Genomic DNA, 12,287 nt, shown 5'->3' on the forward strand with positions numbered 1-12,287 from the left:
ACACGGTCACCCTCGCCGTCCTCGACTCCCTGGAAATCCGCGACCCGCACGCGCGGTCTTGCCGAGCCCGGCGACTTACCCCCGGGGCCGGTGGCTCCCACCCGGCAAGCAGGCGGTAATACTCGCCAGCGACCTGGCCGGGCTGCCGCCCGCCACCTACGACGACCCGACGACGGCAGCGCCGCAGATTTCACCCGCCGACGACGGGCGCCGGTGTACCACCTGTACGTCGAGCGAGACCACCGACAAGATCAACGCTGTCGAGGCCACCTGCAGCCGCAGAGACAGCGCCGTGCCCCTCGGCCGCTGGGTTGGCAGATCGTCCAAGACGCCTCATGAGGGCTCCTTTGACCGAGCGGCGGACCGTCGGCCGCCGACGCCCCGATGGAGGGCCGGCGGCCGACCTGGCGCTAGGCGGGCCGAGCCGCCGCTCGGGCGGCGTCCACCGCCCGGTTGCACCGTGATGCGCTCAGCTTCGCGGCCCGCATGGCCGCCTCCCGCCGCTCGCCGTCCGGACTCTCCACCTCCTGGTACGCGGTCCGGTAGAGCTGGAGCCCGGGAACCGGGCCGTCGAGGACCGTCACGGCCTCGTGTGGCTCCGCCATGTTGCTGGCCTCCTGCTCCGCAGACAGCCCCACCGTGTGCAGCGGTGGCCCCGCGACGACCTCCAGCCCGGCCGACAGCGGGTCGGCCGAGACACTGGCCAGCACCGCAGCGGGCGGCCACCGCTTCGGTGCTCTTCGGTCGTGCTCGTAGCGGAGCTGCCATACCCAGACCTGACCTGGCTGCCACTGCCAGCAGACCAGGTCCGGTCCGCCCGCTCGTTGTACGTCGGCTGTCACCAGCAGCTCGGGGCGGGCGGTTATGAGCAGGTGGGCTCGCAACGCCAGGGCGGTGCCCTCGGCGAGCGGGTTCGGACCCGCGTCCGTGTCGTCCAAGAGAGCCTCCTTCCTTCGGGAGTGGGGCCGCCCGGACCCGGTCGCGTCCGACCGGGCCCGGGCGGCACTGGCTAGAACCAGTGGGACAGCGCTCGCCCGGCGGAGTTCGCGTAATGCTCCAGCTTCGCGATACCGGAGCTGACGTACTCCTCGGAAGCCGCCGCACCCGCTCCCGCTTCGCCGGCGAACCAACCGGCACCTATCACCACTGCACCTCGGATCAGTACGTACCCGGCGACGATCGCACCGGTGAACAGGGCCACGTCGCCCCAGAAGCTGCCGCCGACCACGGCGCCGTCGTCCAGCATCGCCCGGCTGTGTGAGCCACGCGAGTGACCGTGGGAATGCTTCCTCGGGCGCGGGTTGCGTGACGTACGTCCTGGCCGGTTCTTCTTGGTTCCCTTGGTGCGCGCCTCCTTGGTTCTGCGCTTCGGAGGTACGTACCCCGCCGCTTTCGCCTTCTTCTTCTCCTTGGAGGCCGCCAACTTGGCGGCGTCGCTCTTCTCATGGTGCTCCTGAGCGGCGGGGCTGTCCTCGTCCTGCTGGTCGGTCCGGTAGAGCTGAAGACCGGCTACGTTTGCCGCGTCGTGCACCGTTACCAACTCTGCGGGCTCCGCCACATTGGTGGCCGTCTGCTCGTAGGGCTTGCCGATCGACGCGAACGACGGTCCGGCCTCCACCTCCAACCCGGCTGAGAGAGGGCTCTTCCTGGCCTGCTCGATGTGCTCCTGCAACTCCGTCGCCAGAGATCCGGCACCGTCCCGGTTGTTCTCTGACTTGAATTCCCAGACCCACACCTTGCCAGGCTCGCATTCCCAGCAGATCAGATCCGGGCCCTGCTCGTTGAGGGTGGAACCCCAGATGATGGCCTGCCCGTCATTCATGCCGACCAGAACCTGCATGCGAAGCATGATGGCCGTCATGTGAGCGGGCGTGTTTCCCGCGTCCAGCCCGGTCGGGTCGCTGCTCGACGTCGGGTTGTTGTCGGCATACGCGTACCCGTTGCTCTGCTGCGGGTCGGCGACGTTAAGCAGGTGGTCCGGGCTGATGAAGCGTCCGGTGTCCGGGTCGTACATCCGGGCGCCGAGGTGGACCAGGCCGCCGGGTTCGGTGGTGCCACCCACGAATCCGTGCGGGTCGGGCCAGGTCGGGGTGGCGCCCCTGGCGTTGCCGAACGGATCCTGCTTGCGGATCGTCGTCTGCAGCGTGGTGGAGTCGACCACGATCTGCGCGGTGCCCTGTTGGTCGGTGGCGTGCCACATGACCGGGCCGGTGTTGGTGCGGGTCGCCACGACCGCACCGTTGGCCAGGTAGTACCTGGTGACCCCGGTCAGGGCGCCGTTGGCGTCACTGGTCAGTTCGGTGCCGCCGAGGTAGAGCGTGCTGCCCTGCGGTCCGCGCTGGATGAGCTCCGTGCCTGCGGCGTCGTAGAGGTAGCTGGTCTGCTGGTCTCCCGTCGTCGCATGGATGGTGGCGGTGTCGACCTGGCCGCCGTCGGTCCAGGTGTAGTCGGTGGACAAGCCGCCCACCGTTCGGTTGGTCGTCAGCCCGGCCGCGTTGTAGGTGTAGCTGGCGGTCGTGCTGCCGTTCGGCCCGGTGGTCGCCACACTCGAGAGCGCGTGCGGCTGGCTGCCGCCGGCTGCCGGGAATGAATACGTGGAGACCGTGTCCGCCGCCCCGTCCAGCCCGTGGCGGGTCAACCCGGTGCGGTTTCCGACCGAGTCGTAGCGGTAGCTGTTCCAGTAGGCGTCGGGCCCGCCTACGGTGCTGGTGGATGGTGCCGCGACGCAGCCACCGGCCGCGGGCGTGGTGGTCCACGCCTCGGTCAACTCCTGCAGGTTGTCGTAGCCGAAGCAGTGTGAGTCCGTGGTGGCCCCCGCCTGCTGGCTGTCAACGGAGGTGAGGTTGCCGGCCGGATCCCAGTTGAACTGCTGGCTGAGTCGCTCGTCGAAGGTGCCCGGCGTGGTCTGGTTCTCCGTGGCGACCTGGACGCTGCGCGCCCGGTGTGTGTCGTTCCAGGCGTCGGTGGTGACCTGGACCCGCTTGCCGCCGGAGCCCAGCGTCATCTGGTACACCGAGCCCCACGACGTGAAGGACGTGGCGGAGACGTAGGTGTCCTGTCCCGACGCCGTCAACTGGTAGCCGTTGGCGTCGTAGCCGTAGGTCACGGTCTCCGCGCCTAGGGCGCCCGCCGCCGGGTAGGTGAGGGAAGCGGGTGAGCCGTCCGCGTTGTACGCCGCCGTGGTGGTCCAGGTGCCGGCGAGGTCCTTCTCGCTGGTCGGCACGGTGACCGAGGTGCCGAGCCGCCGGTATGCGTCGTCGTACCCGGTCGCTGCGGTCACGTACTGGTCGGTGCCGTGCCAGCGCGTCGTGGAGCCCACCTGACCGTTGACCACCGTGCCGTCGGACAGGGTGTCGTACCTCCAGGTCGCCAGGACGTATCCGGGCGCGCTGGTGCTGCCGTGCCACTCCCCGGTCTCCCGACCCAGGGCGTCGTAGGTGTAGGCGAGCGTGACGCCGCGCGAATCGGTCGCCGTCAACCGCTGCCCGGCGTCATCGTAGGTGTAGGTGCTGGTGCCGGAGTCCGGGTCGGTCTCCGAGATCAGCCGGCCGCGCAGGTCCGAGGAGCGGGACCAGGTGTTGCCGTCCGGATCGGTCACCGACACCAGGTCGTTGAGCCGGTCGTAGGTGTAGGTGCTGTGGGTGTACGAGCCCGACAGGTTGCTGCTGCTGTAGTGCCGTACCTGGGTGATGTTGCCGCGGACGTCGAAGATCGACTGAGTGGTGATTCCGCCAGTCGGCGCGATCTCCGCAGAGCGGTCACCCTGGTACGAATAGGTGGTCTGCCATTTGGCCGTGTTGGCCGAGTAGAAGGCGTCGACGACCTTGCGCTCCAGGTTGTCGTAGGTGAGGCGGTGCTGGGTCGGCACGTCGGTGTCGGCAAAGCTGACCAGCGTGCCCGACGGCCCGGAGGCGTTGTTCCAGAAGCTCGAAACCTTGGCGGTCAGAGCGCGACCGTCGTACGTAGTGTCGGTGATCATCCGGCCGCCGACCGAGACCGGCGCAGGTTCCTGGGTCTGGCGGGTCCGCATCATCCCGTCATAGATGGTGTACGAGGTGATTTGATTGCCCGACGGCCCGAGGAGCTGTGTCCGGACCCAGTTCGGCGCAGTCGCCGACAGGTTGTAGGTGTACTGCTTGTCCGGGTTTCCCGAGGTGGCCCGGTTGTTCAGCCACACCTTCGTCAGCCGGCCCAACGCGTCGTACTGGGCGGTGGTGACCTTGCCGTTCGCGTCGATCACCGAGGTCGGCGTGGCCTTCCCCGGGTCCACTGTGGTGGTGCTGGTCCAGCCCAGCGGGTTGGTGGTCGTCGCGCTGGTCACCGGACCGCCGGCCGCGGGTGTGTAGGTGACGGAGGTCTTGTGGTCCAGCGCGTCGTAGGTCGCCTTGGCCCGGCCGTAGCCGTCGTAGTCGGTGCGGTCCGACTGCTTCCAGGTGCGGGTCCCCGAGCTGACCGAGGCGAGGTCGTTCGAGGTGGTTGGCAACCCCTTTGTCGGTGCCTGCCCGTTCGCCAGGCCGTCGTAGTTGGTCTGGCTACCGCCTAGGTAGTCACCATCCCCAGGATTGGTCGCGCAGTTGGTGGTCAGCGTCTGGGAGGGAAAATCGACCAGGTAGTTCGTTCCCGTGGTGTTGCGAACGTAGTCGGTGTGCTCGCAGACGTCGTCGCCGTTGGTGGAGATGTCGGCGAGGTCCTTGACGTCGGTCGGCAGCCCGTAGCTGTCGTAGCTGGTGAGGCTGTCGGTCCAGCGGTACGACGACGAGGTGGGCAGCCAGGTCCGGGTCTGCTCCTCGGTGTCGGTGACCATGTACGCGTTGATGTCCTGCCCACCCGTGGCCGGGGTGGCCCGGGTGGCGGTCAGCGTCACCGTCGGTGTGTTGATGGTGGACCCGACGACCGTCGAGCCGTCGACGGAGTCAGTCTGCCGTTCGAAGCCCTGACTGCCGTCGGCGTCGAGCAGGCGCGCCTGCCACTTCTCCGTGACCAGCGTGCCGCAGTCGTCGATCTCGAGCTGGGTGCCGTTCGCGGCGGTGTTCGAGCCGGCGGTGTTGAGGCACCGGCCGGCGTGCGGGTTCTTCAGCGTGCCGTCGGACTGCGGCACCCAGACCTGTCCGACACCGCCGGAGCAGTCGTACAACTGCACCTTGGTGCCGTTGGCGGTGCCGGCCCCGACCACGTCGAGACACCGCCCGGAGACCGGGTTCAGCAGAGTGCCGTCGGCGCGCAGCTGCCACGCCTGGTTGGCGGCTCCCGTGCATCCCCAGCTCTGCACCTTCGTGCCGTTGGCCGTGCCGTAGGCGGAGAGGTCGACACAGCGATTGGCTTGGGCGACCGCGAGGGCTCCGCTGTTGCGGGGCTGCCACAGCTGGGCGAACCCGCCGGAGCAGTCGTAGAGCTGCACGTTGGTGCCGTCGACCGTGCCGGACAGGTTGGTGTCGAGGCACCGGCCCGAGACGGGGTTCTTGAGCGTGCCGTTCGGCTGGCGTTCCCACACCTGGTTGGTGGCGCCCGTGCAGGTCCAGAGCTGCACGTTGGTGCCGTTGGTGGTGCCGTAGGCGCTCAGGTCGAGGCACTTGCCGGTGGCGGGGTTGACCATGATCGGCCGGCCGTTCGCATCGAACTGCCGCTGCCACACCTGGTTCGTGGCGCCGGTGCATGACCAGACCTGGATGTTGGTGCCGTCCGCGGTTGCGTTGCGTGAGATGTCCAGGCACTTGAACCCGATGCCGGAGATGGCGGTCGTGGCGCCCGGCGTGCCCAGCGGTGTGAGGAGCCCGACCCGCCGGCTGTTCCAGACGACGGACTGGTTGTCGGCGCTGGCGATGCCGTCACCGTCCATGCCCCGGTAGTACAGATTGGTGGTGACGGTCTGCGGACCGCCGGACGCTCCGTGGGTGACCGTGACGGTGGAGTAGCCCCGCCATTGCGACCACGACCGGTATGCCAGGGTGCTCGTCTCGTTGTAATCGTGGCGCCAGAGCGCCTCGTCGGAGGAGCCGGCTGTCGAGTACGTGTACGAGGAAACCTCGTCCGGCGAGCCGCCGGTGAGGTCCCGGTTGGTGACCGAGGTGACGACGTACTTGTTGAACCAGCCCCAGCCGGCGGGCGCCTGCTTCGGCTCGAAGTACACCGGGAAACACCGGTACGGGTTGGCGTACGGCACCGGCGGGTAGGCGCGGGTGCAGTCGGAGGTCGAGTAGCTGATCAGGGTCTGGCCGCCGGTGCCGTTCACGATCGACGTCAGCCGGTAGTGCACGTACGGCGGTACGCCCACGTCGTTGCCCCAGTCGACCCGGTTGTACATCTGGGTGCCGCCGAAGGTCACCGCCGGCTCGGCCAGACTGGTGCCGTCCGGCGCGTAGCCGGTGTGGGTGACGCTCTGCAGCCAGAGGTTGGGCGACGTGTCGGCCCGGCCGGGGAGATGTTGTCCCCGCTCGACGGGTACGTGTAGGTCAGGTCCCACTGGTCGACCTTGTGGTACGCCGCGGCCGCGCTGTCCCACACCTGCGTGTAGACGGATGACAGCTTGTACCGGGTGAAGAACGCCGGGCTCAGCAGACTCGGACACGACGTGGTGGACGAGCAGTACAGGTCCCACGGGGTATCCGGGTAGTCGGTGGTGTTCTGGCCGCAGGAGTTCAGGCACCGGTTGGTACGGGTGAACCACGCCTGCATGGGCGCACTTCCCGTGGCCTCGGAGCCGGCCCTGGTGCCGTAGTCGATGTGGTCGAGCGTCCCGGCGAGGTCGTACGGGGCCACGCCGGTGTTGTTGTTGTGGCCGTAGTAGCCGGAGAACTTGTTGTAGAAGTACGTCATCGAGTTCCCGGTCGGGTCGATGACGTAGTCCAGGTTCCAGCGGTAACCCTGCTGGCAGGAAGCGTTGGCGAAGGTCGCGTTGTAGCAAGGCTCACCGGACTGATTGCCGTACACCGGCTCGGTGAGGACCGAGTTCGTCGCCGCGGTGTCCGTGCTGTAGCGCTTGTTGACGCCGAAGTAGTACTGCGTCCCGTCCTGAGTGGTGACCCGCCAGTACTCGCCGTCGTTGTCGCCGTTGCCCTTGGAGGTGTCGAAGACCTGCTCGACTTTCAGCGCCGAGTCGTCCTGGCCGTGCCAGACGCCCGTCGTATTGTCCCGCACGAGCATGGTCGCCTGCCCGTTGAACACGAGCGTGGCGTTGTACGGGGAGAACCAGCACATATCAGGGGTGGTGCCGCCGTCGAGGTTGCACGATCGGTAGGAGCGTTCCACGTACCCGGTCTGCAGGTCCCATCCCTCGCCCGCCCAGGAGGTCTGGCCGTTCTGCGCCCAGGTCTGGGCGTCGACGGCGCCGCTGTCGTAGCTCAGCGCCAGGTCGGGGGCGGGGCCGCCGAGCGCGGTGGGCACCTTGATCGGGTAGCCGAACCCGAAGGAACCGCTCTGGTTGCCCGCCGACCAAGAATAAGACGGCGACAACGACGTCGCCGAGTAGTCGGACCCCGACGATGACGTTGCCGCCGTCAGTGCGAGCGCGGTCACCCCGACCGGGTCTGAGGAGGAGGAGACCGGGACGCCGCCCTTGCCGGTAAGGCGGACGTCGGCGGAGACCGCGCCGGAGGCGTTGACGGATCCCACCTCGATCTCCCGCTGGCACGCCGGCTTCGCCGGAGTGGTCAGCGCGCAGGCAGGCAGCTGCACCAGGCGTAGCCGGTTGCCGTAGTCACCGCCGTACGCGTTGGCGAACGAGGTGTAGTCGAAGCGCAGGTGCACCTGACCGGCCGCAGCGGAGCCATCGGCGCGGGACACGCCCATGAGCACACCGCGGATGCCCGCCGCCTCGGCGCGCGCCCGATCAGCGACGTCGACCCGGACGGACGCGGGTCCGGCCGTGAGCCCGGCTAGGTGCTGGCTGGTCTCGCGGTCCTCCTCGAGCGGCAGGGCGGTCGCGACGACCGGCATGCCGCCAACCCCCACCGCGCCCTTGGCCACCCGGACGACGGCCGAGGCCTTCGCCGGCAGGGTCGTCCGGGTCTGCCGGGTCAGTCCCGGACCGTCGGTCTGCGACCGGGTAGCGTGCCGCGAGCGGGTCTTGCCCACCCGCACCGACACGTTGGCACGGGCCAGCGCGGCGTGCTTGAGGCCGGCGGTCGCGGGCGTGGCCACCGCAAGCGACAGCACAAGGCTCAGCGCCAGGCTAAACGAGAGGGCCCACCGGCCGGGCCCGCTCAGGGACAGTAAGGATCCGTGTAGGCGGTGCCACCACCGCGAGCGATGACGCATGGGATCTCCTAGATCGGCTGATCGGTTGTGGACGGAACCGTAGGGTCTTGCGCATCCCGCCGCAAGACCCTGTTTGTGAGACCGATTGGCCAGATCAACCACAGCGCAACGGCTGAGAGCCGGGGCGCTCGCTCGCGATGGTTTGCCATCTGCGCGCTTGTGGACCATTCGCTTCCACACCACGGTCGCCGCATCGGAAATGTTGACTCTCCGATACTTCCGACACATGCCGATACGCCCCTTACCGGTCTCCGGTCGTCAACTACCCCGGGGCCGACCCGCCGGGCCTCCGCCACGGTCCGGTACCTCGACGGACGCCTTACTGGGCCGCGCGAGCCATTTCCGGCTGCTCCGCCGTCGCCACGCTGAAGTCCTCCTGCCACACGTAGCGGCTAAGGTTGCCCGCGTCGCGGCCATTGACATGCGCCGCGGCGCGGCGCTGTCAGCGGGCGGCGGCCAGTACCGGCGTACCGTCCGCTCCGACCGGCCGATCCGAGCGGCGATCGTCGCGGGATGCAGGCTGGGGTCGCGTCGGTACCAGTAGGCGACAGCGGCAGCGGTTTCCGCCGGCACCTCTTCGCCCGGCGCCTCGCCCGTGGCATCCGGCGGCTGCGCCGCAAAGCCCTCACTACGGCCTACGAGCGTTGGCGGTGCCTCGTTGGTTGTCCCGTCGTCCTCTTGCGGCGGTGTCACTTTGTCGATCTTTTCGCCGTACCGACCGCCGCTGTGGGTGACACCATGCCGAGGGTCTCGATCCAGGACCGGCACGATGATCGCCCGGGACTGGACGTGCCTGCCTCGGGCGTCGGCTACGTCACCCGGTTCGAGATCGACCGCGAGTTCGCCTCCCGGTACCCGGTCCGGCAGGTCGGCGGGCGCGACATCCTCGAGCTGTGGGTGCCGGCCGAGGAACTCGACGAGTTCTACCAGCACATCGTCGGGCTGATTGAGGTCGTCCACGAGTTCCGGTCCGGCAGTGGGGTCACAGGGTGAGCGGGGTTGGACTCCTCATGAGCGGCTGGCGAGGCTTTAGCATCTGCTGGCCGGCCTGCCAGGACCCTACGGTAACGAGCACCTGTGGACCTTCATCCGCCTCGCAGGTAGCGAGAACCCGATCGCGGACGTGTTCACATTCCTGATCGACTGCGGTGTCATCGACTCAGCCAGCTCATTCGACGGTCCGCCCCAGGCACCTCAGGGTGTCGACCAGTTGGCGGCGTGCCTGGCCGAGGTGGATCAGGACATGGCGCTTGCCGTCCTCGTGGAGATGACGACGCGGACTCTCGCCTACCATGCGCAAGGCCGCTACCCGGTCGACAAGGCCCAGGACGTCTTCAAGAAGCTGATCACCCTGCTGGGGCACGGAACACGCTGGTGGACCAACACCGATCTGGGCTCCTGGAATCCGGTCACGCGGCACACCATGGACGCTCTCGTTGTCGGCACCGGCGGCGGGGTGCTCGTCGCGGTGCTGGCGGCGGACGAAGACTAGGAGATGGGTAAGCGCGGGCGCGAACATCAGCAACAGCTGCGTGACCGGTTCCTCGCTGCCCTCATCATGCCCGTACCATCGCCGTGGGCTCGAACTGCCCACGCCGCACAATTACATACCTATGCGCGGGCTGCTGCGTGTCGGCTTCGCGGCTGAGCCGACCAGCGGCGGCGACCTCCTCATGGTCGTCTCCCACGACGGTCGCGGCCTGTTCGATCCGGTCACGGGCGCGAAGATCGCAAGCGATCGTGAACCCGATCCGGACCTTTGCATTTCGACGGGTGCGGACCTTTCCTGCCCGGGATTCGGTCCGCTGGTCGACACGCGAGTCTGCATCGCCGGGCTCTTCGGCGGTGGCCTCCACACCACCACCGACGCAGACTGGACCGTCGATGTCGTCGCACCCGACTGGCCGGTCAGTGTGCGGGCGTGGCGTGGCAGCCGGGTGGGGGTGTGCAGCAGCCGGTGGAGGAGGGCGGTCAGGTGGGCGCGGCTGGTGCCGTCTCGTACGCCTGGTGGTTCGGGTGTTGAGGCCGGCTCGCTGTGTGATCGGTGCCTTCGGCTCTATCCTTGCGCGGTGCCGTACGCCGATCTCAGCTTCGAGCAGTGGAACGACCTGTCTGACGGCGTTGCCCGCCGGATGGCCTGCGAGATCGCGGATCGACACGACCTGACCGTCGTGGGCCTAAAGCACACGGCGTACGCGGAGCGGTCGCACCGGGTGGCGCTGTTCGACCGTGACGGGATGCGGTTCGCTCTCGTACCCGGCGGACGGCCGGCTCTCGGCTACGACGCGGCCCGATTCCAGCCCGTTCCGGACCAGGCCGCCAGCTACGCCGACAGCGCCAGCGAGTACGGCCTTCCTCCGCTGGCCGAGTACGTCGACGCGATGACCTCGCCGGTACGCAGCGCCGAGATGGCGGCGATACTGATCGCGGTGGAAGCGTTCGACCCGTGCGAGATTCCGCTGGCGCCGGACAACCCTCGGGTACTCGAACTCGTCGCGTCGACCGGGGATCGGCTCGACGGGGTGAGCACACTCCGATCTGGTGGTGGGCTGACGGTGGAGTTCGACCGCACTGGGCAGGTAGCGCGGGCCCGAGCGACCCGGGAGGTCGCCTACGACGAGGCCATGGCCGGGCTCGCAAGCATCGGCTTGCGGACGACCACTGAGGATCAGTGGGAGTGGGCGCGTGGAGCTGGCGCGACAACCCTGTTCCGCTGGGGCGATGACTGCCCCAACGACGGTTACCCGTTCGACTACAAGACTGGTCCGCACCGGCAGAAGAACCTGTGGGGTTTGGCGATCGGGCAGGATCCCTACCGGCACGAGGCGACGACCGACCGCACCATTGTGTGCGGCGGCGATGGCGGCGGCGCCACGTGTGGCGGCAGCGGCTTCTTCCTGGGCTGGCTCACCCTGGCGACCGCCTACCGGGACAAGGATTTCGGCCATTGGCTGGCCTCTGACGACGGGTACGCCGACGAGATCCTGACCCGGCCCGTCATCGAGCTGAATTGAGGAGCGCCGCACAGTGGACGACCGGACCCGCGGGCTCCTCGACGCTGCCGTACGGGAACAGTTCGATGCCCATGGGCGGGTCCTGCCGCCGTGGCGGGCGTACCCGCAGATCGAGCGGTTCAGCATCGGCTGGCGCATGGGTGACGGCGAGTGGCATCTGATGGTGTGGTGGCATTGGTGGGAGTCTGCGCCCATGGACGAGGGGGAGAGGATTGCGTACTTCCAGGTCGATGATCCGCCGCGCGAGTGGCTGGACTGGGCCGCGCACCAGCTATGGCCGGATGTGGACTTCGGCGAGGCGGGCGTACGCCGCCTGGCCGAGCACGGGATCGGCGCTGCATGCTGACTGATCGTCCGCTGCTGTTCCTCGACGTGGACGGGACGCTTCTGCCCTTCGGCGGCGCCGCGAGCCCGATGGGCGATGACGCCAACCCTCTGTTGGCAGGTCTCGACGCCGAGCACGGCCCTCGGCTTGCTGCGTTGCCTTGTGATCTCGTGTGGGCTACGACCTGGATGCACGACGCGAACGAGGTGCTCGCACCACGGCTCGGCCTACCCCAGCTGCCGGTCGTCGACTGGCCAGACGACGAAGACGACGGCGGTCGGCTGCACTGGAAAACGCGCCGCCTCGTCGAGTGGGCCACAGGACGCCGGTTCGCCTGGGTGGACGACGAGATCACCGACGCCGACCGGACGTGGGTAGCAGTGAACCACAGCGCTTCCGCTCTCCTGCACCGCGTAGACCCACGTCGCGGCCTCACCGGCGCGGACTACCAAGCCGTCGCGCAATGGCTGAACGAGGAGGATCTATAACGCAATCCCGATTCGATGACCGAATGGACACTGCGGACAGGGCATCCAACGGTCAGCACAATTGCAGGTCGGCAGCGACTCTGGGCATGTAGTTGGGGTTCAACTCGGGCCACCGACACGAACTCCCATGCCTACGGTGGGCGGGCCGCGATGGGTAGGCGCACGTCGTTCTCTTGGTGCCGGGAAGTCCCGACGGTGGGGGAGCGG

General features: G+C 68.3%; 7 protein-coding genes and 1 pseudogene. 5 read left to right on the plus strand and 3 right to left on the minus strand.

All coding sequences use genetic code 11. From position 1 onward, the window contains the following. Window positions 1-410: 410 nt before the first annotated feature. From JNW87_RS02155 to JNW87_RS02165, 3 genes are all read right to left on the minus strand, one after another. A complete protein-coding gene (locus JNW87_RS02155) occupies window positions 411-938 on the minus strand; it encodes a hypothetical protein (RefSeq protein ID WP_109802440.1) in 528 nt (175 codons plus the stop codon). Between the two features lie 71 nt (window positions 939-1,009). Continuing rightward, window positions 1,010-6,301, minus strand: a complete 5,292-nt coding sequence (locus JNW87_RS02160) for a ricin-type beta-trefoil lectin domain protein (RefSeq protein WP_309233878.1) — start codon at window positions 6,299-6,301, stop codon at window positions 1,010-1,012. 17 nt (window positions 6,302-6,318) lie between these two features. Then, window positions 6,319-8,136, minus strand: a complete 1,818-nt coding sequence (locus tag JNW87_RS02165) for a hypothetical protein (RefSeq protein ID WP_238452857.1) — start codon at window positions 8,134-8,136, stop codon at window positions 6,319-6,321. A gap of 886 nt (window positions 8,137-9,022) precedes the next feature. Between JNW87_RS02165 and JNW87_RS02170 the strand changes: the two are divergent. From JNW87_RS02170 to JNW87_RS02190, 5 genes and pseudogenes are all read left to right on the plus strand, one after another. Further along, window positions 9,023-9,246: pseudogene (locus JNW87_RS02170) on the plus strand (ADP-ribosylation/crystallin J1); the annotation flags it as partial. Between the two features lie 130 nt (window positions 9,247-9,376). Continuing rightward, window positions 9,377-9,745, plus strand: coding sequence for a hypothetical protein (locus JNW87_RS02175; protein WP_109802442.1), 369 nt, complete (start codon window positions 9,377-9,379; stop codon window positions 9,743-9,745). Window positions 9,746-9,866: 121 nt separating this feature from the next. Then, window positions 9,867-11,267, plus strand: a complete 1,401-nt coding sequence (locus JNW87_RS02180) for a hypothetical protein (RefSeq protein WP_236647961.1) — start codon at window positions 9,867-9,869, stop codon at window positions 11,265-11,267. Window positions 11,268-11,280: 13 nt separating this feature from the next. Next, entirely contained in the window at window positions 11,281-11,613 is a 333-nt protein-coding gene (locus JNW87_RS02185) for a hypothetical protein (RefSeq protein WP_236647962.1), read from the plus strand. Further along, window positions 11,607-12,080 carry an HAD domain-containing protein gene (locus tag JNW87_RS02190; RefSeq protein ID WP_236647963.1) on the plus strand — a complete coding sequence of 158 codons (474 nt, stop codon included), beginning with the start codon at window positions 11,607-11,609 and terminating at the stop codon, window positions 12,078-12,080. The genes JNW87_RS02185 and JNW87_RS02190 overlap by 7 nt, the downstream gene beginning before the upstream one ends. Window positions 12,081-12,287: the final 207 nt, after the last annotated feature.

It is taken from the genome of Micromonospora sp. ATA51, assembly GCF_016802855.1.
In the GTDB taxonomy this organism is placed as follows: domain Bacteria; phylum Actinomycetota; class Actinomycetes; order Mycobacteriales; family Micromonosporaceae; genus Micromonospora; species Micromonospora sicca.

Bases quoted from the DNA above. Each gene is read 5' to 3' on its own strand.
- JNW87_RS02190 (WP_236647963.1), top strand. From the start codon at position 11,607: ATGCTGACTGATCGTCCGCTGCTGTTCCTCGACGTGGACGGGACGCTT.
- JNW87_RS02180 (WP_236647961.1), top strand. From the start codon at position 9,867: ATGCGCGGGCTGCTGCGTGTCGGCTTCGCGGCTGAGCCGACCAGCGGC.
- JNW87_RS02160 (WP_309233878.1), bottom strand. From the start codon at position 6,301: ATGTACAACCGGGTCGACTGGGGCAACGACGTGGGCGTACCGCCGTAC.